23 protein-coding genes are annotated in these 22,142 nt (G+C 62.7%); 9 read left to right on the top strand and 14 right to left on the bottom strand.

From position 1 onward, the window contains the following. Window positions 1-20: 20 nt before the first annotated feature. From crgA to PI87_RS13660, 3 genes are all read left to right on the top strand, one after another. Entirely contained in the window at window positions 21-917 is an 897-nt protein-coding gene (gene crgA, locus PI87_RS13670; protein WP_039598259.1) for a LysR family transcriptional regulator CrgA, read from the top strand. A gap of 74 nt (window positions 918-991) precedes the next feature. Then, a complete protein-coding gene (locus tag PI87_RS13665) occupies window positions 992-1,417 on the top strand; it encodes a DUF3995 domain-containing protein (RefSeq protein ID WP_052321533.1) in 426 nt (141 codons plus the stop codon). A gap of 18 nt (window positions 1,418-1,435) precedes the next feature. Continuing rightward, window positions 1,436-1,651, top strand: a complete 216-nt coding sequence (locus tag PI87_RS13660) for a DUF3820 family protein (protein ID WP_027678837.1) — start codon at window positions 1,436-1,438, stop codon at window positions 1,649-1,651. 15 nt (window positions 1,652-1,666) lie between these two features. On the opposite strand, the gene PI87_RS13655 is transcribed toward PI87_RS13660, so the two are convergent. Next, window positions 1,667-2,572 carry a LysR family transcriptional regulator gene (locus tag PI87_RS13655; RefSeq protein ID WP_039598318.1) on the bottom strand — a complete coding sequence of 302 codons (906 nt, stop codon included), beginning with the start codon at window positions 2,570-2,572 and terminating at the stop codon, window positions 1,667-1,669. Window positions 2,573-2,677: 105 nt separating this feature from the next. Here PI87_RS13655 and PI87_RS13650 point away from each other — a divergent pair, with 105 nt between their 5' ends. Further along, window positions 2,678-3,643 (top strand): SDR family oxidoreductase, encoded by a 966-nt coding sequence (locus PI87_RS13650; protein WP_039598258.1) that lies wholly within the window; start codon window positions 2,678-2,680, stop codon window positions 3,641-3,643. Here PI87_RS13650 and PI87_RS13645 read toward each other — a convergent pair. Continuing rightward, window positions 3,629-4,192 carry a phosphonate degradation HD-domain oxygenase gene (locus PI87_RS13645; RefSeq protein WP_039598257.1) on the bottom strand — a complete coding sequence of 188 codons (564 nt, stop codon included), beginning with the start codon at window positions 4,190-4,192 and terminating at the stop codon, window positions 3,629-3,631. The genes PI87_RS13650 and PI87_RS13645 overlap by 15 nt on opposite strands. A gap of 182 nt (window positions 4,193-4,374) precedes the next feature. Here PI87_RS13645 and PI87_RS13640 point away from each other — a divergent pair, with 182 nt between their 5' ends. Further along, on the top strand, window positions 4,375-4,752 hold the full coding sequence (locus PI87_RS13640) for a cupin domain-containing protein (protein ID WP_039598256.1): 378 nt from the start codon (window positions 4,375-4,377) through the stop codon (window positions 4,750-4,752). Here the strand turns inward: PI87_RS13640 and PI87_RS13635 are convergent. Beyond that, window positions 4,742-5,500: a sulfite exporter TauE/SafE family protein gene (locus tag PI87_RS13635; protein ID WP_039598255.1), complete on the bottom strand. Its 759-nt coding sequence runs from the start codon at window positions 5,498-5,500 to the stop codon at window positions 4,742-4,744. The genes PI87_RS13640 and PI87_RS13635 overlap by 11 nt on opposite strands. 35 nt (window positions 5,501-5,535) lie before the next feature. After that, window positions 5,536-5,973 carry a hypothetical protein gene (locus PI87_RS13630; protein ID WP_039598254.1) on the bottom strand — a complete coding sequence of 146 codons (438 nt, stop codon included), beginning with the start codon at window positions 5,971-5,973 and terminating at the stop codon, window positions 5,536-5,538. Window positions 5,974-6,094: 121 nt separating this feature from the next. Between PI87_RS13630 and PI87_RS13625 the strand changes: the two genes are divergently transcribed. Further along, entirely contained in the window at window positions 6,095-6,331 is a 237-nt protein-coding gene (locus PI87_RS13625) for a hypothetical protein (RefSeq protein ID WP_039598253.1), read from the top strand. Between the two features lie 258 nt (window positions 6,332-6,589). Here the strand turns inward: PI87_RS13625 and PI87_RS13620 are convergent, their stop codons facing one another. From PI87_RS13620 to PI87_RS13595, 6 genes are all read right to left on the bottom strand, one after another. Then, window positions 6,590-7,576 (bottom strand): branched-chain amino acid ABC transporter permease, encoded by a 987-nt coding sequence (locus PI87_RS13620; RefSeq protein WP_039598252.1) that lies wholly within the window; start codon window positions 7,574-7,576, stop codon window positions 6,590-6,592. A 14-nt stretch (window positions 7,577-7,590) separates the two neighbouring features. After that, window positions 7,591-8,475 (bottom strand): branched-chain amino acid ABC transporter permease, encoded by an 885-nt coding sequence (locus tag PI87_RS13615; RefSeq protein ID WP_039598251.1) that lies wholly within the window; start codon window positions 8,473-8,475, stop codon window positions 7,591-7,593. Between the two features lie 80 nt (window positions 8,476-8,555). Then, the gene (locus PI87_RS13610) at window positions 8,556-9,764 is read right to left on the bottom strand and encodes an ABC transporter substrate-binding protein (RefSeq protein ID WP_039598250.1); all 1,209 of its coding nucleotides are present in this window, start codon (window positions 9,762-9,764) and stop codon (window positions 8,556-8,558) included. 75 nt (window positions 9,765-9,839) lie between these two features. Further along, window positions 9,840-10,580, bottom strand: coding sequence for an ABC transporter ATP-binding protein (locus PI87_RS13605; RefSeq protein ID WP_039598249.1), 741 nt, complete (start codon window positions 10,578-10,580; stop codon window positions 9,840-9,842). 84 nt (window positions 10,581-10,664) lie between these two features. Continuing rightward, window positions 10,665-11,435 (bottom strand): ABC transporter ATP-binding protein, encoded by a 771-nt coding sequence (locus PI87_RS13600; protein ID WP_039598248.1) that lies wholly within the window; start codon window positions 11,433-11,435, stop codon window positions 10,665-10,667. Between the two features lie 272 nt (window positions 11,436-11,707). Continuing rightward, a complete protein-coding gene (locus tag PI87_RS13595; RefSeq protein WP_039598247.1) occupies window positions 11,708-11,956 on the bottom strand; it encodes a hypothetical protein in 249 nt (82 codons plus the stop codon). 489 nt (window positions 11,957-12,445) lie between these two features. Here PI87_RS13595 and PI87_RS13590 point away from each other — a divergent pair, with 489 nt between their 5' ends. The 3 genes from PI87_RS13590 to PI87_RS13575 are packed head-to-tail and all read left to right on the top strand — an operon-like array spanning window position 12,446 to window position 16,773. Continuing rightward, entirely contained in the window at window positions 12,446-14,947 is a 2,502-nt protein-coding gene (locus PI87_RS13590; RefSeq protein WP_157003136.1) for a hypothetical protein, read from the top strand. Further along, on the top strand, window positions 14,928-15,584 hold the full coding sequence (locus PI87_RS29090; protein WP_157003135.1) for a hypothetical protein: 657 nt from the start codon (window positions 14,928-14,930) through the stop codon (window positions 15,582-15,584). Before PI87_RS13590 ends, PI87_RS29090 begins: the two co-directional genes overlap by 20 nt. A gap of 58 nt (window positions 15,585-15,642) precedes the next feature. After that, window positions 15,643-16,773 carry a hypothetical protein gene (locus tag PI87_RS13575; protein ID WP_157003134.1) on the top strand — a complete coding sequence of 377 codons (1,131 nt, stop codon included), beginning with the start codon at window positions 15,643-15,645 and terminating at the stop codon, window positions 16,771-16,773. 70 nt (window positions 16,774-16,843) lie between these two features. On the opposite strand, the gene PI87_RS13570 is transcribed toward PI87_RS13575, so the two are convergent. From PI87_RS13570 to PI87_RS13555, 4 genes are all read right to left on the bottom strand, one after another. Further along, window positions 16,844-18,478 (bottom strand): GMC family oxidoreductase, encoded by a 1,635-nt coding sequence (locus tag PI87_RS13570; protein WP_039598244.1) that lies wholly within the window; start codon window positions 18,476-18,478, stop codon window positions 16,844-16,846. 61 nt (window positions 18,479-18,539) lie between these two features. Beyond that, window positions 18,540-19,400, bottom strand: a complete 861-nt coding sequence (locus PI87_RS13565) for an alpha/beta hydrolase (RefSeq protein WP_039598243.1) — start codon at window positions 19,398-19,400, stop codon at window positions 18,540-18,542. 65 nt (window positions 19,401-19,465) lie between these two features. Beyond that, entirely contained in the window at window positions 19,466-19,909 is a 444-nt protein-coding gene (gene cueR / locus PI87_RS13560; protein ID WP_039598242.1) for a Cu(I)-responsive transcriptional regulator, read from the bottom strand. Then, entirely contained in the window at window positions 19,906-22,119 is a 2,214-nt protein-coding gene (locus PI87_RS13555; RefSeq protein WP_039598241.1) for a heavy metal translocating P-type ATPase, read from the bottom strand. Before PI87_RS13555 ends, cueR begins: the two co-directional genes overlap by 4 nt. Between the last annotated feature and the right edge of the window lie 23 nt (window positions 22,120-22,142).

Below are 22,142 nucleotides of genomic sequence, written 5' to 3'. Positions count from 1 at the left end.
TCTAACCGTAGATTCGGAATATGGACAAGCTGCGCAGCATGGAAACCTTCGTCGCCGTAGTAGAAGGCGGCAACTTCACCGAGGCAGCGGCGCAGTTAGAGATGTCGGCGGTGATGGTCGGCAAGTATGTGCAGGAACTGGAGACGCGGCTGGGCGCCCGCCTGCTTCAGCGCAGCACGCGCCGCCAGAGCCTGACCGACGCGGGCCGCGTGTTCTATGAAGATGCCAAGCGCGTGCTGGAGCAGGTGCGCTGGGCGGAGACCTCAGTTGAACGACTGCGCGCCTCACCGTCGGGCACGCTGCGGGTGAGCGCGCCCACCACCTTCGGCGCGTGCGTCATCGCCCCGCTGGCGGCAACGTTCCAGCAGGCCCATCCGCAGGTGCGCGTGGAGCTGAACCTCAGCAACAGCATGGTCGACCTCGTCGACGAGGGGTTCGAGCTCGCCATCCGCATCGGCGCACTGGGCGATGCCGATCTGGTGGCCAAGCCGCTGTGCGTGTATCGCATGGTCATCTGCGCATCACCGGATTACCTCGCACGGCATGGCCGCCCCGAGACGCCGGCAGACCTGCCGCAGCATCGCTGCCTCTCGCACATGGTGTGGAACAACCGCAATGCGTGGCAGCTTGCGGGCTGGGACGGCGGCACACCGTGGCGTGATGATCCGGCCTTCACCTGCAATGACGGGCACGGCCTGCGCATGGCGGCGATTGCGGGGGCCGGTCTATTGCTGCAGCCGGAGGTGCTGGTGGCTGAGGACCTGGCGAATGGCCGGCTGGTGCGCGTGCTGCAGGCGTATGCACCCGAGCCTCGGCCAATCCACCTCGTGTACCGGCAGGATCGCCGGCCGCTGCCGAAGCTCACAAGCTTCGTGACACATGTGTTGGAGCAGGTGGCAGCGCGCGTGCCGGTTTAGGGTGCGACACCGTAGCTGTCGCAGCACGCTGCATGGCTGATTACACTCGGGCCATCTTCCTCTGAGCCACCATCATGTTCCTCGCCCTCGTCGCCGGCCGTATCGCTTGCGCAGTGCTCACCTTCCTTGGCTTGACGCATCTGTACTGGGCGGCAGGCGGCGCCGCTGGCAAACAGGCCGCGTTGCCGTCGGTGGGTGGTGTACCGGTGTTCAAGCCCAGCGCAATCGGCACGGCGGTGATCGCGCTGATCCTGCTGGTCATGGCGGCCTGGGTGGCTGCTGCGTCCGGCATCCTCACAGCACCGGTTCCGCATGAGGTACTGCGCGTTGGCGCCTTCTTGCTGGCCGCCATCTTCGCGCTGCGTGCGGTGGGCGACTTCCGCTACGTTGGCTTCTTCAAGCGTGTGAGGGGCAGCGTGTTTGCGCAGCGGGATACGTGGGTGTATTCGCCGTTGTGTGTGGTGTTGGCGGGGTTGATTGTGGCGGCCGCCTCGCGCTGACACGGCACAATAACGCCCATGAACCCCGAAGACCTCCAACGCCTCGTCACCACTCAAATGCCCTTCGGCAAGTACAAGGGCCGGCTCATTGCCGACCTGCCGGGCCATTACCTGAACTGGTTTGCGCGTGAGGGCTTTCCGCCGGGGCAGATCGGCCGCTTGCTGGCGCTGATGCAGGAGCTGGATCACAACGGCCTGAAAGGCCTGCTCGATCCGCTGCGTCAGGGCAGATAGCGATAGCGCGATCGCTCAATCGCCATGGATGTAGCGTTGCAGCCCCACCGCCAACGCATCAAACACGGCGCGGCACCGCGGGCTGTCACGCAGGTCTTCATGCATGGCGAGCCACGTGTCGAGCGTGATCGAAACCTCGTCAGCAAACAGGCGCACCAGCTCCGGATTGCGCTGCGCCAACCCCACCTGGCAGAAGCCGATACCGAAGCCCGCACGCAATGCGGCAATCGCGGCGAGATCGCTGTCGGTACGTAGCGCAAACCGATTGCGTTGAATCCACGGCAACTGCGCGCGCACGCTGCGCAGGAAAGCGTTCTCCTTGTCGTAGCCGATCAGCGTATGACCGGTGAGATCGCCCAGCGTGGCGGGCACACCGCGCCGCTCCAGATAGCGTCGGTGCCCGTACACACCCAACTCGATACCGCCGATGTGGCGAGCGACCAGCACACCTTGGCTCGGCGGTTGCATGCGCACGGCGATGTCGGCTTCGCGGCGCAGCAGATCCTCCAACCGGTTGGACGGCACGAGTTCGAGGGTCAACTCCGGATACGCAGCGTGCAGATCCGCGAGGATCGGCGGCAGCACTTCCACCGCCACCACCTCGCTCGCGGTGATGCGCACGGTGCCGCGTACACCCTCGCCCTGACTGGAGGCGGCGCGCAGCAACGCGGCGCTGGTGGCTTCGAGCGATTCCGCAAAAGGCCGTAGCGACAACGCGGCCTCGGTCGGGCTCAGGCCCTGCTGCGTGCGGACGAACAGCGACAGGCCCAGCGCCTGTTCCAGCGCATCGACATGCCGCCCCGCCGTGGGCTGTGTCAGCCCCAGCGCACGCGCCGCGCCCGAGAGCGAACCCTCCCGCACGACGGCAAGAAACGTCCGATACAGCTCCCAGCCTGGTTCTGTGTAGGACCCGGATTCCATCATACAAATTTGTATAGTTGCACGCTCATCATCAACAATTCCATTGAAGCACAAGCGCGACCAGAATGCCTCCATCGCAACGCTCATTCACTCGGGAGCAGGGTCATGGAACAGGCAACACAAGCAAAGCGCATCGCATTGGTACTGGGCGCCACCGGCGGCATCGGCGGCGAGGTGGCACGGCGGCTGGTGGCACGCAGCTGGCATGTGCGCGCACTGCAGCGCAATCCGGATGCGCTGACGGATCGCAACACCGACTTCGAATGGGTGCGCGGGGATGCGATGGTGCGCGAGGACGTGGTGGGCGCAGCGCAAGGCGCGGAGCTGATCATCCACGCCGTCAACCCGCCGGGCTACAAGAACTGGGCCGGCCAGGTACTGCCGATGATCGACAACACCATCGCCGCGGCCCGCGCATCAGGCGCACGCATCGTGCTGCCGGGCACGGTGTACAACTTCGCGCCGGAGACCTTTCCGGTGTTGCGCGAAACCACCGCGCAAGCGCCGCTCACGCGCAAGGGCAAGATCCGCGCAGAGCTGGAGCGACGCATGCAGGCCGCCAGCGCCAACGGCGTGCGCAGCCTGATCGTGCGGGCGGGGGATTTCTTCGGACCGCAAACCGGCAACACCTGGTTTGCCAGCGCGTTGGTACGGCCCGGCAAAGCGGTGGGCACCCTCAATTACCCGGGCGAACGCGGCGTGGGGCACCAGTGGGCGTATCTGCCAGACGTGGCCGAAACGATGCTGCGCCTGATCGAACTGGGCGACCGCCTGCCCGACTTTGCCGTCTATCACATGCGTGGCCACTGGGATGCCGACGGCACGCAGATGACCGCATCGATCGGCCGCGTGGTGGGCCACCGCGTCAAAACGCGTCCCTTCCCGTGGTGGGTGCTGCCCCTGCTGGCGCCGTTCTCGGAGATGCTGCGCGAGATGCGCGAGATGCGTTACCTGTGGCAGCACCCCGTGCGCATGGACAACGCCAAGCTCGTGCAGGCGCTGGGCACTGAGCCGCACACGCCGTGGGATGAAGCCGTGGGCACGACGCTGCGCAGCCTACGCTGCGTTTGACGCCGTTTTTGAAACACGTGCGGCCGTCGCCAGAAAGTGTGTGAGATCCGGCGTCGACATGCCTTCCACCTTGGCAAGATCGTCCCAGCGGCGCAGTTGCAGCGCATCTACCGCGTAGGGGCGTTGCATGAAGGCTTCAGCCTCTTCGGCGGAAAACACCCCGCCCTGCAACGCCAGGCTGCGCACGGAATCGGCCGACAGACGCGCGTAGTAATGCGCATCCATCGCGCACAGGCAGCGCTTGGCGTCCACGTGCAGACGGATCGGCTCCAGCACCGCGTCGGGAAACGTCGCACGCAGGAACGGCAGCGCAAAGTACTGATGCTGATCGTCGATGCCGTGGGCGGTGGGCGTGTCGCCCTGCAGGTTCAGCAAGTGGCCGAGGTCATGCAGCAGCGCGGCGGTCACCAGTGCATCCGACGCTCCCGCCTGTTCCGCCAGCGTTGCGGTCTGCAGCGCGTGTTCCAGCTGGGTGACGGGCTCGCCGCTGTAGGCGATGTCGCCGTGGCGGTCAAATAGCGTTTGGATATCGTCGAGGCTCAGGGCCATGGCACTGCTGCACAGAAGAAGGCGGAACCTTGCAGCCTAGTGTGTGCATGCGTCAATCCAGTGACAGCACCATCCCCGTGCACCCCGGCATTAGCCCGCGTGATCCGTGCAATTAGAAAGATTGGTTGGGAATGCGCAGGGTGCGCCCCTATCTTCAGGGCCTCCCCACACTGGAGCCCATCATGCTCGCAGGACACACCGTGCAGGTCGCGCACGCACTGGAACAGGTGACGGACTATTGGTCGCCGCGCATCGTCGGCCAGGTCAATGACCAGTACATCAAGGTCGCCAAGCTCAAGGGCGAGTTCGTCTGGCACGACCACCCGAACGAAGACGAACTGTTCTTCGTGGTCTACGGCCGCCTGAAGATCGCCTTCGAAGACCGTGCCGACGTGCACCTCGGCCCCGGCGAGTTCTGCGTGGTGCCGCGCGGCGTGCGCCACTGCCCTGTTGCTGACGAGGAATGCGGGATCATGCTGATTGAGACCGTGACCACGCAGCACACGGGCGATGTGATTACCGAGCGCACGGTGGCGCTCGACACCCAGCTCAACGGATAAACGCGTCGTAGGCCGTCTTCAGAATCAGCGCCAGCACCACCACGATGAACACCTTGCGCACGAAGCGGCTGCCGTGCCGCAGCGCAAGGTGGCTGCCCACCTGATTGCCGGCTACGTTGGCCACGGCCATCACCAGGCCGAGCTGCCACCACACGTGGCCCTTGGAGGCCAGCAGCAGCAAGGCCGCCACGTTGGTCGCCAGGTTGACGATCTTGGTGGAAGCCGACGCGTGCAGGAAGTCGTACCCGAACACGCGCACAAACACGATCATCAGGAAGCTGCCGGTGCCTGGGCCAAACACACCGTCGTAGAAGCCGATGACGGCACCGGCCAACAACGCGGCCGCGCGCTCGCGCCAACCGGCGAGGCTGGGAGCGTGTTCCGCACCCAGGTTCTTTTTGGCCACCGTATAGATCAGCAGCACTGCCAGCACGAACGGCAGCGCGCGGCGCAGCGGTTCGGCGGGGATATGCATGAGCGCCCACGCGCCCAGCAGCGAGAACGCAAACGCCGTGACCACCGCCGGTGCCGTCGCCCCCCAATAGATGCGCACCGTGCGGCCATAGCGCACTGCCGCCGTGGCCGTACCCGACATCGACGCGACCTTGTTGGTGCCGATCAGCGTGGCCGGCGCGATGTTCGGGTATGCCGAGAACAGCGCGGGAATCTGCACGAGGCCGCCACCACCGGCCACGGCATCGATCAGGCCAGCCAGAAAGCCGGCTGCGGCGAGCAAAACGAATTCCATCAGGGAAACAGAAACAGGCGGGTGATCGGTACGGATTAGCCCAGCGACTTGGGCGACGGGCGCGCGCTGCGGCGCCAGCAGCCGGACGCATCCGGCGCAAAGCCCAGCGCGGTGGCGTCATACGCGGCAAGCGCCGCGGGCGGCAGCAGGACATGGAGTATGCCATGTGCGCGAGCGTACTCACCGACGGCAGCCAGCGCCGCGTCCCGCGTGGCCACGTCATCGGAAAACAGCATCACGCCGACCGGCAGCCACGCCACTAACCCGCCCAGCGCCACGTGCGGCACCAGCGTGATCGGCGCAACACCAACCAGTGCTCCATCCGCCTCGACAAGAAAGCACGGATGCACACTCGGCTGGGCCAGCAGCGTGTCAACGGCGTGTGCTAATTGCAGAGGCGAAGCGCTCGATGCGATGGCGGCCAACAGGCGCGATCGGTCATCGGGCGTGGCAAGGCGGGTGGACAGGGTCATGGGCGGCTCACAGCGAAGGCGCCATTGTCATGCAGCGCCCGCATAGGCGTCGACTCCGAATGCATTTCTCTTGTGCATCGGCGCCGACCAGAATGGGTGGGTGATCCCAAGGAGCCCCAGCATGCCCGACCCGACCCGTGCTCTCACGCTGCAATTGCTGCAGTCGCTTGCCGAGCGGCCCAGGCCTTACGCAGAGGTGCTGGAAACCTGGCGAACGTCGTGTCCGCGCTTGTCAATCTGGGAAGATGCGTGCATCGATGGGCTGGTGGACTGCGCACCCGGGTTTCCACCAGAACTGCATCTGGTGACAGTCAGCGCCCGGGGCCGGGCCCTGTTGGCGGCAAGCGCCGTGCACTGAAGGCACAAACTAAAAGGCCCTGCCGGGGATCACCAGGCAGGGCCTTTATCTATTTTGCATCTCCACCGTACGTGCGGTGTGTGCTGTCGTCTCCTCGCTCCCGCCTCATTTATCTCGTGCGAAAACCGTAACGAGACTGTAAAGAATGCACCGCAACGCAACAACTAGAGCAAACCCTTACGGTGCACTAAGCACCAAATAAGCTCCGAGATCACCCTTTCGGGGGGGGATACGACGCCATTTCCCGCTATTGTGACCCTAGCGCCGCAACCAAGGTACACGTGCAGCAATTTCGCCCATGATGCCGCGGCGGAAGGTCAGCACGCAGATCACGAAGATCGCACCCGTGACCGTCGTGACCGACTCGCCCAGCACGTTAAAGCCGTCGAAGCCGGTGGCGCCCGCCAGGAAGGTACCGATGTCGCCGAGCTTGTTTTCCAGCGCAATCACCAGCGCCGCGCCCAGCAGCGGGCCCGACAGGATACCCAGGCCACCCACCAGCGTCATCAGGATGACCGAACCCGACATCGACCAGTGCACATCGGTTAACGTCTCGAAGCCGAGCACCAGCGTCTTGAGCGAGCCGGCCAGACCCGTCAGCGCCGCCGACAGCACGAAGGCCAGCAGCTTGAAGCGGTCGGTGTCATAGCCGAGGGACGTGGCGCGCGGCTCGTTCTCCTTGATGGCCTTGAGGATCTGCCCGAACGGCGAGTGGATGGTGCGCACGATCAGCAGGAAGGCTGCCGCCACGATCACCAGCACCACGTAATACAGCGTCCGGTCATCCGCCAGGTCCAGCACGCCGAACAGCTTGCCGCGCGGCACGCCCTGCAGGCCATCCTCACCGCCGGTGAACGGCACCTGCAGGCAGAAGAAGTACAGCATCTGCGCCAGCGCCAGCGTGATCATCGCGAAGTAGATGCCCTGGCGGCGGATGGCCAGCAGACCGACGATCAGCCCGATGAAGGCGCCCGCCGCCGTGCCAGCCAGCAGGCCCAGCTCCGGCGTGACATGCAGGTCACGCATCATGTAACCGGCCACGTAGCCCGCACCGCCAAAGAACGCCGCGTGCCCGAACGAGAGCAGCCCCGTATAGCCCAGCAGCAGGTTGAAGGCCGACGCAAACAGCGCAAAGCACAGCAGCTTGGCGACGAACACCGGGTACGCGCCCACCAGCGGCGCCGCAATCAGCGCCACCAACAGCAGGCCGTACAGGACGTATTTGAGGGAAGAGGTGTTTTGCATAGTGCCGCTTCGCATTATTTCTCTTTACCGAACAGGCCGGCCGGACGCACCAGCAGCACCAGCACCATGATCACGAACACCACGGTGGCCGACGCCTGTGGATAAAACACCTTGGTCAGCCCCTCGATCACACCCAGGCCCAACCCGGTGATGATCGAACCGAGGATCGAGCCCATGCCGCCGATCACCACCACCGCAAACACGGTGATGATCATGCTCTGCCCCATCAGCGGCGAAATCTGGATGACCGGTGCCGCCAGCACGCCGGCAAACGCCGCGAGCGCCACACCAAAGCCGTAGGTGAGCGTGACCATCAGCGGCACGTTCACACCAAAGGCTTCGACCAGCTTCGGGTTCTCCGTGCCAGCACGCAGGTACGCGCCCAGCTTCGTCTTCTCGATCATGAACCAGGTGGCGAAGCACACCGCCAGCGAGGCCACCACCACCCAAGCGCGATAGTTGGGCAGCATCATGAAGCCGAGATCCGTCGCACCCTGCAGCAGTTCGGGCGTGTCATACGGCAGGCCCGACACCCCGTAGATGGCGCGGAACACCCCCTCCAGGACGAGCGTCACACCCAGCGTGAGCAGCAGGCCGTACAGGTGGTCAAGCTTGTAGATGAAGCGCAACAGCGTGCGCTCGATCACCATGCCCAGCACGCCGATCGCCAGCGGCGAGAGCACCAGCATGGCCCAGTACGGCAGGCCCAGGTACGAGAAGCCCATCCACGTGAGCACCGCGCCCAGCATGAACAGCGCACCGTGCGCAAAATTGATGACGTTGAGCAGCCCGAAGATGACCGCAAGGCCCAGGCTCAACATCGCATAGAAGGAACCGTTGACCAGACCCAGCAGCAGCTGGCTGAGCATGGCCGGTAGCGGAACGCCGAAGATTTCCATCGCGGTCAGGGAAAGAACACCAACACAACATAGACGGCACTGCCACCCACGTGGGCAGCAGCGCCAGATTGCTTACCTGCTTATTTCTTCATCAGCGAGCACTTCGACTCGGCCGGGGTGGTGAACGCCTGGTCGCCCGGAATGTCCGTCACGATCTTCATGTAGTCCCACGGCTTCTTCGATTCAGCCGGGGTCTTCACCTGCATCAGGTACATGTCGTGCACGTAGCGGCCATCGGCGCGGATCTTGCCCTTGGCGAAGAAGTCGTTGAGCTCGGTCTTCTTCAGTTGGGCGATCACCTTGTCCGGATCATCCGTACCAGCAGCGGCCACGGCCTTGATGTAGTTCGACACCGCCGAGTAGTCAGCCGCTTGCAGGCTGCTCGGCATCTTCTTCATCTTCATGAAGTAGCGGTTGGCAAACTTGCGCGTGGCGTCGTTCATGTCCCAGTACCAGCTGTCGGTCATCAACAGGCCTTCGGCCGTTTGCAGGCCCAGGCTGTGCACGTCGTTGATGAACATCAGCAGGCCAGCGATCTTCATCGACTTGGTGATGCCGAATTCCTTGGCCGCCTTGATCGAGTTGATCGTGTCGCCGCCAGCATTCGCCAGGCCCAGGATCTGCGCCTTGGACGACTGCGCCTGCAGCAGGTACGACGAGAAGTCCGATGCCGACAGCGGGTGCTTGACCGAGCCCACCACCGTGCCACCGTTGGCCTTGACCACGGCTGCGGTGTCGTTCTCCAGCGAGTGGCCGAAAGCGTAGTCGGCGGTCAGGAAGAACCACGACTTGCCGCCCTGTTTGACCACCGCGCTGCCGGTGCCCTTGGCCAGCGCCACCGTGTCATATGCGTAGTGAATCGTGTACGGCGTGCACTCTTCGTTCGTCAGGCGTGCCGTACCTGCACCAATGGCAATGAACGGGCGCTTCTTCTCGGCGGCCACCTTGGCCATCGCCAGCGAGGTAGCGGAGTTGGTGCCGCCCAGCAGCATGTCCACGCCCTGCTGGTCCATCCACTCGCGCGCCTTGGAGGCAGCGATGTCGGCCTTGTTCTGGTGGTCAGCGGTCACAAGCTCGATCGGCTTGCCGAGCACCTTGCCGCCCGCATCCTCAATCGCCATCTTGACCGCCTCGACGCCGCCTTGGCCGTCGATGTCGGCATACAGGCCCGAGAGATCGGTGATATAGCCGATCTTCACCTTGTCGCCGCTTACCTGTGCGTGTGCGCCGAATGCTGCTGCGCCCAGTCCTACCGCCATCAGTGCACCAGCCAGCTTCTTGAGTGTCATGGTCTTGTCTCCTGTGTCGTGCGCGCCGCGAATCACGCTGGCGCATGGGTCATGCAAATCGATGGGGAAACCGTCCTAAACGCCGAGCAATTCGTGCAGCACCGGCATCTTGTCCTGCAACTGCGCCGCCTCGAAACGCTCGACGATGCGGCCGTGTTCCATCACATAGAAGCGATCGGCCAGCGGTGCGGCAAAGCGGAAATTCTGCTCCACCATCACCACCGTATAGCCGCGCTTCTTGAGCATCAGGATCATGCGGGCCAGCGCCTGCACGATCACCGGGGCCAAGCCTTCGGAAATCTCATCGAGCAGCAGCAGGTTCGCGCCCGTGCGCAGGATGCGTCCGACCGCCAGCATCTGCTGTTCGCCGCCCGACAGGCGCGTGCCTTGACTCTGGCGACGCTCCTTCAGGTTGGGGAACATCTCGTAGATCTCGTCGATGCTCATGCCAGGATTGCCGCTCTTGGCCACCTGGTCCTTGAGCACCGGCGGCAGCATCAGGTTCTCTTCGCACGACAGGCTGGAGAAGATGCCGCGCTCTTCCGGGCAGTAGCCAATGCCGCAGTGAGCAATCTTGTGCGTGGGCAGGTCGATGGTCTCCACGCCTTGGCCACCGGCGTCATGCACGACGATGGAACCCTTGCGCGACCCCACCAGGCCCATGATCGCGCGCAGCGTGGTGGTGCGGCCCGCGCCGTTGCGGCCGAGCAGCGTGACGACCTCGCCGCGGTTCACGGTCAGGTCGACACCATGCAGGATGTGCGATTCACCGTACCAGGCGTGCAAGTCCTTGATCTGGAGCGCGGGCGTGCTCATGCAGTGTTCTCGTGTGTTCGGGTCAAGCGTTCGGTGATGCAGCGCGCAGCCGCATCGCAGATCAGTCCGAGCTGATCAGTGGCCTCAATGGCCTTCCAGCGCCGCATCGGCGGTGCCCATATAGGCTTCCATCACCTGCGGATTCTTCGAGACGTCTTCGTACGGGCCTTCGGCCAGAATCTGGCCACGCTGCAACACCGTGATCTTGTCGGCGATGGAGGACACCACGTTCATGTTGTGCTCCACCATCAGGATCGTGCGGCCCTCGGACACGCGCTTGATCAGCTCGGTCACGCGGTCCACATCTTCGTGGCCCATGCCCTGCGTGGGCTCGTCGAGCAGCATCAGCTCGGGCTCCATCGCCAGCGTGGTGGCAATCTCCAGTGCGCGCTTGCGGCCATAGGGCAGTTCCACCGTCACGGTGTGCGCGAACTGCGTCAGGCCCACCTGCTCGAGCAGCGCCATTGCGCGCTCATTGAGCACGTTCAGCGATTGCTCGCTGCGCCAGAACGCATACGCCGTGCCGAGCTGGCGCTGCAGCCCCACGCGAACGTTTTCCATCACGGTCAGATGCGGAAACACGGCGGAGATCTGGAACGAACGGATCACGCCGCGGCGGGCAATCTGTGCCGGCTTTTCCGACGTGATGTCGATGCCGTTGAACAGGATGGTGCCGCGCGTGGGCACCAGGAATTTGGTCAGCAGGTTGAAGCAGGTCGTCTTGCCGGCACCGTTCGGGCCGATGAGCGCATGGATCGACCCACGCTGTACGCGCAGGTTGACGTCGGACACGGCGGTAAAGCCTTTGAAGGCCTTCGTGAGTCCGCGCGTTTCGAGAATGATGTCCTGCGCCATGATTCCCTCTTGTCTCCCGCCTCTTTTTTGGTGCGGACGATTGTCAACGGCTGTTGCGTCGCAAAACATCGGGGTTTGTACCAAGACGATTACGCGTCGCTTACGGCCCGGAAACCCGCGCCGGGATTGGTTTTGCGGTTTGTCGGCGAGGGTTACGTAGAGTTACGTATCGGAGCAATACCGATTGCCTATCGATATGACACGGGCGGCGTGTCAAGGGAGTGACATGAGCCTGTGGAATACGCCGCCGACCCGCTCGGCGCGCATACGAGTCAGTGAAGATCTGCGCCTTCTTGCGTGTCGATGCCATCCCAGATGGTGAGCGCTGTGTAGGCCCCCTCCGCATAGTCCAGACAGGTCCACAAGATTTCTGCCTGGCGCGCCTCTTCCAGCGCGCGGAAATGCTCGAAGCCGCCTGCGTGCAGCATGCTCAGGAATGCTCGCAGCTTGGAAAGCTTGTCGAACAGATCAGCATGCGCCTGATAGCGGCGGAGATCGGGGAATGTTGGGGGTTCTTTCATAGCGGGTTCCAGTCAACGTGAAACGTGATGAAACGCGCCACCTGCGAAAGGCGGGTGGGCGAGCACGGGCAAGGTTGGAACACCGGTCTTACCTCCGGCACGGCCGAAGCCGTCCCTGCCGGCTCGCCCAGAAGGGAGAGCGGCCATGGGAGATTGAGGACGAGACCCTATGCTCAGGTTCTCGCCCGGCAAGACCGAGGGTTCCACGCCTCGGCCGCTTTCCCTCATGGCACGAAAGCGGCACGGGGAGTTTAGTGGGCGGACCTTGCGAGAGGCAAGCACGCAGACATCAGCGCTGCCGCCCAGGATCACTAAGGAAATCCGCATTCTCGTAAGGCTCCACGCCTTTGCATCTCACACCGCGCGCGCTTCGGCGCGATTATGCAACAACACAATTTGACAGCGAGCCGCATTGGGTTGCGGTGATGATTTGACGCACCGTTTTACTGAATTTGGTTGTTCAACCCGCAGTATTCAGACAGCGCGTTCATGTCGAATCCACCCACTCCTCCAGCGACTCCCGAATCACAGCCCCTAAGCATCGCCTTCCCCTTCCGAGCCGCGAACGGTAAAGCGCTTGTGGATGAACACGCCTTCTACGAATGGCTCGCCGACGAGAACACCGGCAACTTTGCCGTCAGCAGCACCGGCATGTGGCACGGTGGCATTCACATCACGGCGGATGGTGCGGGCGGGCATCTTGATCTGGCGCACGGCGTGCGCAGCATCGCTGCGGGTGAAATCATCGCCTATCGCATGAACCGTGTTGCGCTGACCAGCCAGATTGCAGACGAAGACGACGAGCCCGCTCAAACAGATCGCGACAGTTCCACCGTCACAACTGGCCACTACAGCTCCGCCTTCACCCTGGTACGGCACACGCTTGAATATCCCGCGGACAATCGGCTGACCTTCTTCAGCCTGTACATGCACCTGCAAAGCGTTGCCGAGTACGAGCAGAAGGGCATGCAACCGCCCGCCTATTGGGCCTGCGCCTACGAGGTGACCGAGTCCGCTTCGGACAAGCCCAAAGCCACCGCACATATCCCCACCCCAGCCGAGCATGTCGGCTTGAACATCCACGCCGAACCGGGCAGCACCACGATGCTGGGCATCCTGCCCCGAGGTGCGCAAGTGCGCATCGGGGAGAAGTGCAAGAAATGGCTCTGGGGAAAAATCGAAGCCATCGAATCCGGCACGATCCAGCCGCCCGAGGTGGCGAGTTTTATCCCCCAGGGCGCAGACAAGGGCTGGGTGTACCTCGGCAAGGAACATGGTCACTTGCTACTCAAGCCCATCATTTCGCAGGCGCTGAGCGATCAGGTGGTTGTGCCCGCCACCCCGATTCGCATCAACGCGGGCGATCTGATCGGGCATCTGGGGCATTACTGGCTGTCGGATAACCCTGAGCAAGAGCACCGGATGGTGCACATCGAAGTGTTCTGTGGGAGCGACCTGACTGACTTCCTCGCAAACACACGCGCGGCAGCCCGAGACATCTTCGACTTCGACAAACTGCCCCTGCTGCGCATCGACAAGGGCGTCAAGCTCTTCCAGGTCAAGAAGACGAATGCGCAGGGGCAACCGGTTTACGAGGAAGGCGCGGAGGCTCCGCAAACCGCCGTTGTTCAAATTTACAACCAGGCCGCGCTTGATGCGTTCCCTGATGAATACAAAGCCCCCAAGGACACGCTCAACATTGGCGGCCAGAACCAGCCCTGGTGGTACGTCACCAGCGCCAATAGCCGACATGTCGACATCAGTGGTTGGGTGCGCAACCGCCTGATGCCGCCCGACGGGGGCGTTACGCGCGTATCCCCGCATGCCTGGGCCGATTTTGAAACCATCACCGGTGACGATGGGGGCAACCCCACCATGTGTCGCACCGTGGACGGCTATCTGGATTACGCGCTGGACGAGGACAAACCAGCCACGGGCGACGTCAACAAGCTCAAGCCGCTGGCGTGCAACTTCTACCGCGCCCTATCGCCCATGCGCAACGAAGCGCGCGCCGCCGACGAGTTGCGTGCGCTCAAAGACAACAAGTGGCTGCGCTTCCGCGCATCGCGCCTGATGCCGAAGCACCGCAGCGAATGGGCCAGCCAAAGCGAGTACGAGAGCTTCTTCGACACGGTGCTGCAACGTATTGATGAGGAGCCGTATCACGAGGCGGAAATCGAGCGAATGAGGCAGCTGGTGTGGTGGAAGGAGGTGGCCGCAAAAGTTGGGCCGCCGTTTCCAAGCAGCCCGGAGGTGTTTCATATCCATCCGATTGCGTTGGTGGGGAATTTTATTGCAGCACTGGGGCAACGCAGAAGGAGGGATTACAACCTTGGGAAGCTATCAAGCCACTACGAAACTGGAGGAAAAGGGCCAATTACAGTCTCTGGCGGCCAAGGCGATCCGGGCGGGGTCTCCTATGGGTCATATCAGATGACGAGCAAGACAAGACAGCCAAATGGGACTTTCATCATTGGCGGTACAGTCCAAAAATTTGTTACATCACCAGATTTCCCTTGGACAGATGATTTTATTGGCCTAACACCAGGCACCGCCACGTTTTCTGAAAAATGGAAATCCCTTGTAAAAAACAACGCAGAATTATTCACAAGGGTTGAACACGAATTCATCCGCAGAACGCATTTCGATATCTTGGTTGCAAAGGTTCTACAAAGCACTCAAGTGGATATTCGATATCACTCGCACGCATTGAATGATGTTACGTGGTCCACATCCGTTCATCACGGACCAACCACCGATGTCATCGTTAAATCAATTCAATCATTGGGCATCAACCCCACGGAAACAAAGCAGTACGACAAACTTCTCATAGATCAAATCTACCGGGAGCGCGGAAAGAAGAACCCAGAAGGAAAACTCATTCGCTTCATCAACTCGACTACCGCCATACAAAATGGAATCACCAACAGATTCATTTCAGAAAATGAAAAAGCACTCAAAGAACTTGAAAGTGAAATGGATTATCAATAGCTCATTTGCGGCCATCACAACTATCGCCAGTACATCAGCCCTATCCGACACCAGTTTGAATGCGTACCAGGGGAAAAATGGAGTTGCGATGCTTCTCGAATCTGACGGACGACGCACATTTGTCATCTCTGGCGGAGCACTACCACGTGGCACAGCAACTGCCGCCGACTGTTTAGCAAAAATAAAGCTGACAAAAAACCGCCCCCCAAACTACTTCGAGGGACATCTAGCATCAACAAATAACTCCATATCTCGCCTGGATAGATCAGATATCGATGGAAAACTTGGTGGATTATACGTACTAAAAAACAAAGTGCGCGTTGGCGGCATAGACACATCTGGAATCTGCCCAGACGGAATCGATTTTTATGGAAATTATGCCGAAATCAACAAAAACAGTCTCAGCTACATAAGCACCTTCATCTACTTCTTAGATCTAATTTCCCAAGACGCGACAAACTCGCTCGACGAGGAAAGCAATGCCATTGATGAAATTAAGCCATTTATTGATAACAAGCCCAAGAAATGTGACAACAACCCAAAATGCAAGAGCATTTTCGACTCATCTCATGCCGTCTACATGAAACTCATTGACTCCAACAAACATCTCTCCACAAAGGAATCCGTCACAAAGTAAGCACGCCAATGTCCGGTTGGCGATATCGGTGCATTCTCAACCCCTCCAACCACTCATCATGCTCACTCACATCTCCTTCGCCTGCATCGTTGCCGCGCTACCAGTCTTCGTTACCGCGTCACCATCCACGCCGATCACAGTTAAAATAATTGCATATAAGGGCTCTTTGCCCTACGTCGAATCGGGTGATGCCAGACGCGACGCCCGCATCAACCATCGCATCTTCCTCGACATGGCCGAGCAGCCGGCCCCCGTCAAGTACTCCAATGGAATCAAAGTGCCCAAGGAGCAGGACGGACTTCGAGGCAGCTCAGACTTCAGCTTTTCGGTGCTACGCAATGACGACCGGGTGTTGGCGCTCGAAGTCGACGCCGAATACTGCGGCGCCTATTGCGAGCACGGCCGGATGCGGTACAACTTCGCCACAGCCGACGGACGAATGATTCTGGCGTCGGACATATTCACACCGGCGGGCGGCGCAACGCTCTTGAAGCAGAACCTCACGAAACGCCTAGTCGAATACCGGCGAGCCATCGCTGGCCTCAACAAAGAAGCCATAGCGAACCGCAAAAAGGAAGGCATCGCCACGCCTTGGCCACAGCGCAAGTTTGAAGGCAAACAAGACGAAGAAGAGCGCATCTCGGAAACCATCGACATGTACGAGCATTGCATAGAATCAATGCTCTCGCCCGATTACGACAAGTACTTCACGTTAGCGAATACTTCGCTGAGAATCGACGGCAAGTCCATCACCTTTCTGTATGGCCGCTGTAGCAATCACGCCATGCGTGCGCTAGACGACGTGGATGAGCAGAAAGTCGCTTACAAGATCGACGATCTCGCGCCGTATTTCACCGCTTATGGGAAGTACCTGCTATTAGGCGGCACACAGGCAGCACGGCCAGCTGAACCATATCGGCAGATCCTACAAGGCCGCGTGGGACAGGCGGCCATCACACTGCAATTGTCCGAGCGCTATAGCGACGGCTCGCTGTCCGGTAGCTACTTCTATGACAAGTATCGAAAGCCCATTGCGCTGAATGGCAAGGTGAACGGCAACGTCATCGAACTCACCGAATCCGAGAGCGCTGATACGCTCAAACCGCTGATCCGCGCAACGATCAAGGGCGGCAAGCTTGAAGGTCAGTGGATCGGCCAAAAGACCCTCGACTTCTGGGCCGCCCCCTAACCGCCAATACCGTATTCACAGCCCCCTTTTGTTGTCTACGACTTCCGGTGGCTCAGTAAACTCGCCACCATCACACCGCCATCGCCTCACCCCGCACCCGCGCCTTGCGCGCCGCACGAATCATCTCGCTCGCCTTCTCCGCAATCATGATCGTCGGCGAGTTGGTATTGCCCGACGTGATGGTCGGCATGACGGACGCATCCACCACGCGCAGGCCCTCGATGCCGTGCACGCGCAACTGCGCATCGACCACCGCGCCCGCATCATCCGCCCGCCCCATGCGGCATGTGCCGACCGGGTGGAAGATGGTTGTGCCGATATCGCCGGCAGCGCGGGCGAGGTCTTCGTCGGTCTGATAGCTGGGGCCGGGCAGGTATTCCTCCGGCCGATACTTCGCCAGCGCCGGCTGCGCGACGATGCGGCGCGTGAGGCGCAGCGAGTCAGCCGCGACCTTGCGGTCTTCCTCGGTCGACAGGTAGTTGGGCGCGATGGCCGGCGCCGCAAACGGATCCGCCGAGGTGACGTGCACCGTGCCGCGCGAGGTCGGCCGCAGGTTGCACACGCTGGCGGTAAATGCATTGAACGCGTGCAGCGGATCGCCAAACTTGTCGAGCGAAAGCGGCTGCACGTGGTACTCCACATCCGGCCGCGCCACGTGCGGGTTCGAGCGCGCAAACACCCCCAACTGCGACGGCGCCATGCTCATCGGGCCGCTCCGGTTGAAGGCGTATTCCATGCCGATGAGCGCCTTGCCCCACCAGTTGGCCGCACGCGTGTTGAGCGTCGGCACACCGTGCACCTTGACCACGCTGCGCAGTTGCAGATGGTCTTGCAGGTTCTCGCCCACGCCGGACAGCGCCTGACGCACGTTGATGCCCAGCGCCTGCAGCCGCTCCGGCTGGCCGATGCCCGCCAGCTCCAGCAACTGCGGCGAGTTGATCGCCCCGGCCGAGAGGATCACCTCCTCACGCGCGGCCACCGTGTAGTCCTGCCCTGCCCCGCGATACGTCACGCCCGTGCAGCGCTTGCCGTCAAACGTGAGCGCGCGCACCTGCGCGCCGGTGACGATCGTCAGATTGGGCCGCTGCGATGCCGGACGCAGAAAACCCTTGGCCGTGTTCCAGCGGATGCCGTGCTTCTGGTTGACCTCGAAATAGCCGACGCCGAAGTTGTCCCCACGGTTGAAGTCGCTCGTGCGTGGGATGCCAGCCTGCACGGCGGCCTCGATAAAGGTCTCCAGCACCTGCCACTGCAGACGTTGCGCTTCGACGCGCCATTCGCCGTTGGCGCCGTGCCATTCGTTCGCACCGCCGTGGTAGTTCTCGCTGGCCTTGAAGAGCGGCAGCACGGCATCCCACTTCCACGAAGCATCGCCGGTCGTGGCGGCCCAACCGTCGTAGTCTTCGCGCTGGCCGCGCATGTAGATCATGCCGTTGATGGATGAGCAGCCACCCAGTACGCGACCGCGCGGATAGCCGAGCGAGCGGCCGTTCAGGCCGGGTTCTTCACGCGTGCGGTAGAGCCAGTCGGTGCGCGGGTTGCCGATGCAATACAGATAGCCGACGGGGATGTGGATCCAGTGGTAATCGTCCTTGCCGCCAGCTTCCAGCAGCAGCACGGAGACGTCAGGGTCTTGCGTCAGGCGGTTGGCGAGAACGCAGCCCGCGGAGCCTGCGCCGATGATGATGTAGTCGTAGGTTTCCATGTCTCCTGCTCTTTGCCTTTGGTTTTTGTTCTTTTACTGGTGGTGCAAGGTCAACCCCACATCAAATCCGAGAAGCCAACCACTCCGTCATCTTCCCAAACACCTCACCACGCATCGGCTCGGCTTCGTTGAAGATCTCGTGATACCCGGATTCAAACCAAGCCAGCGTGCGCAACTCTTCTGGCGCATGCGCATAAAAATCCCGACTGCCTGAAGGATCGACGATGGTGTCCGACCCACCTGCCATCAGCAACATTGGCGCCTCCAGGCGCGGCGCATCCTGCTGCGCCTGCGTGATCGCATTGAGCATGAACTCAAGCAGCGAAGCACTGATCGTGCTCTGTACCAACGCATCTGCGCGATATGCGGGAGCGATGCTGGGATCGTGCGACAGCTTGGCCGGATCGACCGGGTTGGGCACCGCCAACCGCGGCGCCAGCGCAGACAGAATGCCGCGCACAATGCCCGCCCCCGGCGGCAGCTTCACCCGCAGCGCAGGCGACGACAGCAGCACGCCGCGCACCGGCCGAATACGCGCCGTAGTAAAGCGCGCAACGATCAGTCCGCCCATGCTGTGCCCCAGCACGAAAGGCATCTCCTTCCATTCAGCGACGGCCGTATCGATGATCTCTGCGAGGTCGGTGAGGTAGTTGTCTTGCGCGTCGAGCGCCATGCGCGGACCGCCGCTCTTGCCGTGACCGCGCAGGTCGAAGGCCCGCACACGCAGACCAAGCTCGGTGAGGACCTTGGCCACATGTGGATAGCGCCCGCTGTGCTCGGCCATGCCATGCACGAGGATGACGGTGCCGCGCGGTGTACCGGCTTGCGGGCCGGGAAACCAGGTCCGGACTAGCAGCTCAGTGCCGTCCTTCATACGCTGGCGGGTTTCCTGCTCAGCAACCTGGGCGGGGGCTTGCGTCATCGGCGTCTCCTCGTTGGGTTGCCCGATTGTGGCATAGACGCCGCCCCGCCCAATCGAGGGCGCCCTCAGTGGCAGCAGGCCCCTTCGTCTCCGGCCACACCTTCGAGGATCGGGCAGTCGGGCCGGTCGTCGCCGTGGCATGCGTTGGCCAGCGTCATGAGGGTGTCGCGCATGCCTTGCAGCTCGCGGATGCGCGCGTCCAGGTCAGCCACGTGACGCATCGTGATGGCCTTCACATCGGCGCTGGCACGCTCACGGTCATGCCAGAGCGAGAGCAGCGTGCGGATCTCCTCCAGCGCGAACCCGAGCGAGCGCGACCTGTGGATAAAGCGCAGCACGTGCAACGCCCGCGCGTCGTACATGCGGTAGTTGCCCTCGGTGCGCGGGCTGGGCGGCAGCAGGCCGATGCTCTCGTAGTAGCGGATCATCTTGGCCGACACGCCGCTGGCCTTGGCGGCCTCGCCAATGTTGACGGGGCCTTGGGTTGCGTTGAGATCGGTTCGGGTCATGCACGGTCTCCGGAAGCTTGCCAGCGGCGCAGCATCAGCGCGTTGGTGACGACGCTCACGCTGGAGAACGCCATCGCTGCACCAGCAAAAGTGGGGCTCAGCAGGCCGAAGGCTGCCAGTGGAATGCCCACCACGTTATAGATGAAGGCCCAGAACAGGTTCTGGCGGATTTTGGCGACGGTGCGGCGCGAGAGGTCAAGCGCATCGCTCACCAGGCGCGGCTCACCACGCATGAGCGTGATGCCGGCGGCCTGCATGGCGACATCCGTGCCGGTAGCCATGGCGATACCGACGTCAGCGGCAGCCAACGCTGGCGCATCGTTGATGCCGTCACCGACCATCGCGACCACATGCCCGCCCTTCTGCCAGGCGGTTACGCGTGCGGCCTTGTCCTGCGGCAACACCTGCGCGGCCACTTCATCGATGCCGAGTGCATCGGCCACCGTGCGCGCAGCACCGGCGTTGTCGCCAGTCACCAGCGCTGTGCGAACGCCGCGAGCTTGCAGTGCAGCCACCGCTTCCTTGGCACCGGGCTTGAGCGCATCGCCAAAGGCAATCAGACCACGCAGCTGCACCCCACCTTCGCCGTTTTGTGCAAGCCATGAGACGGTGTTGCCCTGGGCTTCCAGCGCATCGGCACGGGCCTGCAATGCGCCGCGGTCGAGCCCCAGCTCATCCATCCAGCGCGCATTGCCCAGTTGCAGCGACGCACCATTCACGACGCCACGTGTGCCGCGTCCGGCCAGCACTTCGGGCGATTGCGCGGGCGCGATCGTGCGGCCTTGCTCCACCGCATACTCACGCGTGGCGTGTGCCAGCGGGTGCGTGTTTTCAGCCTGCAGCGCGGCGAGCTGATCAAGCAGTGCATCCGCATCCGTACCCGGTGCAGCCTCCACTGCCGTCACACGCGGCTGGCCGACGGTGAGCGTGCCCGTCTTGTCGAAGATGACGAAGTCCACTTGCTGTGCACGCTCCAGCGCCTGCGCATCGGCAATCAGAATGCCGCGCCGCGCGCCCGCGCCAGTGCCCGCCATGATGGCCGACGGCGTCGCCAACCCCAGCGCGCACGGGCAGGCAATCACCAGCACCGCCACCGCGTTGACGATAGCCGTCTCCCACCCCGCCCCGGCGATCACCCAACCGGCCAGCGTGAGCAGTGCCGCCACCAGCACGGCCGGCACGAAGATCGCGCTCACGCGGTCCACCAGTTGCTGGATCGGCGGCTTGGCGGCCTGCGCGTCTTCAACGAGGCGGATGATGCGCGAGAGCATGGTGTCCGCGCCGATGGCCGTGGTGCGCACCAGCAGCACACCATCCGTGGCGATGGCGCCGGCGGTCACGCGATCGCCTTCGCGCTTGGGCACGGGCAGGCTTTCGCCGGTCAGCATGGATTCATCGACGTGGCTGGCGCCTTCGAGCACCACGGCATCCACGGGGATGCGCTCCCCTGCACGCACCGACACCACGTCGCCGACACGCACGCGGGTGACGGGCGTGTCGCGCAGCGTGCCATCGGCGCCGCGCACGCGGGCAGTGTCGGGACGCAACGCCTGCAGCGCGCGAATGGCCTGCGCGGTCTGGCGCTTGGCGCGCACTTCCAGCCACTTGCCCAGGCGCACCAGCGTGATGACCACGGCGGCGCTTTCGAAGTAGAGATGCGGCATCTCGTCCGCACCCGCGCGCCACCAGAGCCACAGCGACAGGCCATACGCTGCCGACGTGCCAAGCGCAACCAGCAAGTCCATATTGCCGGCACCCGCACGTGCGGCCTTCCAGCCAGACTTGTAGAAGCGCGCACCGATCACGAACTGCACCGGCGTCGCCAGCAGCCATTGCACCCACGCGGGCAGCATCCAGTCGCTGCCGAACCAGCCGGCAATCATGGGCAGCACCAGCGGCACGGACAGGGCCGCGGCAATCCACACGGGGCCGGCGCCATCCCAGAAATCGGGCTCGGCCGCAGCGGGCGCGGCGGTGTCATCCGAGGCGATGCGCGCTTCGTAGCCGGCGGCGCTCACTGCCGCAACCAGTGCGTCGCCCGCCACACCACCTTGCACGCGAGCGCGTTCGGTGGCGAGGTTCACGCTGGCCTCCGTCACGCCGGGCACCGCGCGCAGGGCACGTTCGACCCGGCCGGCACAGGCGGCGCAGGTCATCCCGCTGATGTCGAGGTCAGTTGAAACGTCGTCGGCAAGGCTGGCGGCAGTCATGGAAGCGTCCGTTCTGAGGAAGA

The organism is Ralstonia sp. A12 (assembly GCF_000801955.1).
Lineage (GTDB): Bacteria > Pseudomonadota > Gammaproteobacteria > Burkholderiales > Burkholderiaceae > Ralstonia.
Note: the sequence above shows the minus strand (reverse complement) of the source record. Positions and strands in the feature narration are given on the sequence as shown.

Bases quoted from the DNA above. Each gene is read 5' to 3' on its own strand.
- crgA (WP_039598259.1), top strand. From the start codon at position 21: ATGGACAAGCTGCGCAGCATGGAAACCTTCGTCGCCGTAGTAGAAGGC.
- PI87_RS13665 (WP_052321533.1), top strand. From the start codon at position 992: ATGTTCCTCGCCCTCGTCGCCGGCCGTATCGCTTGCGCAGTGCTCACC.
- PI87_RS13660 (WP_027678837.1), top strand. From the start codon at position 1,436: ATGAACCCCGAAGACCTCCAACGCCTCGTCACCACTCAAATGCCCTTC.
- PI87_RS13655 (WP_039598318.1), bottom strand. From the start codon at position 2,572: ATGGAATCCGGGTCCTACACAGAACCAGGCTGGGAGCTGTATCGGACG.
- PI87_RS13650 (WP_039598258.1), top strand. From the start codon at position 2,678: ATGGAACAGGCAACACAAGCAAAGCGCATCGCATTGGTACTGGGCGCC.
- PI87_RS13645 (WP_039598257.1), bottom strand. From the start codon at position 4,192: ATGGCCCTGAGCCTCGACGATATCCAAACGCTATTTGACCGCCACGGC.
- PI87_RS13640 (WP_039598256.1), top strand. From the start codon at position 4,375: ATGCTCGCAGGACACACCGTGCAGGTCGCGCACGCACTGGAACAGGTG.
- PI87_RS13635 (WP_039598255.1), bottom strand. From the start codon at position 5,500: ATGGAATTCGTTTTGCTCGCCGCAGCCGGCTTTCTGGCTGGCCTGATC.
- PI87_RS13630 (WP_039598254.1), bottom strand. From the start codon at position 5,973: ATGACCCTGTCCACCCGCCTTGCCACGCCCGATGACCGATCGCGCCTG.
- PI87_RS13625 (WP_039598253.1), top strand. From the start codon at position 6,095: ATGCCCGACCCGACCCGTGCTCTCACGCTGCAATTGCTGCAGTCGCTT.
- PI87_RS13620 (WP_039598252.1), bottom strand. From the start codon at position 7,576: ATGCAAAACACCTCTTCCCTCAAATACGTCCTGTACGGCCTGCTGTTG.
- PI87_RS13615 (WP_039598251.1), bottom strand. From the start codon at position 8,475: ATGGAAATCTTCGGCGTTCCGCTACCGGCCATGCTCAGCCAGCTGCTG.
- PI87_RS13610 (WP_039598250.1), bottom strand. From the start codon at position 9,764: ATGACACTCAAGAAGCTGGCTGGTGCACTGATGGCGGTAGGACTGGGC.
- PI87_RS13605 (WP_039598249.1), bottom strand. From the start codon at position 10,580: ATGAGCACGCCCGCGCTCCAGATCAAGGACTTGCACGCCTGGTACGGT.
- PI87_RS13600 (WP_039598248.1), bottom strand. From the start codon at position 11,435: ATGGCGCAGGACATCATTCTCGAAACGCGCGGACTCACGAAGGCCTTC.
- PI87_RS13595 (WP_039598247.1), bottom strand. From the start codon at position 11,956: ATGAAAGAACCCCCAACATTCCCCGATCTCCGCCGCTATCAGGCGCAT.
- PI87_RS13590 (WP_157003136.1), top strand. From the start codon at position 12,446: ATGTCGAATCCACCCACTCCTCCAGCGACTCCCGAATCACAGCCCCTA.
- PI87_RS13575 (WP_157003134.1), top strand. From the start codon at position 15,643: ATGCTCACTCACATCTCCTTCGCCTGCATCGTTGCCGCGCTACCAGTC.
- PI87_RS13570 (WP_039598244.1), bottom strand. From the start codon at position 18,478: ATGGAAACCTACGACTACATCATCATCGGCGCAGGCTCCGCGGGCTGC.
- PI87_RS13565 (WP_039598243.1), bottom strand. From the start codon at position 19,400: ATGACGCAAGCCCCCGCCCAGGTTGCTGAGCAGGAAACCCGCCAGCGT.
- cueR (WP_039598242.1), bottom strand. From the start codon at position 19,909: ATGACCCGAACCGATCTCAACGCAACCCAAGGCCCCGTCAACATTGGC.
- PI87_RS13555 (WP_039598241.1), bottom strand. From the start codon at position 22,119: ATGACTGCCGCCAGCCTTGCCGACGACGTTTCAACTGACCTCGACATC.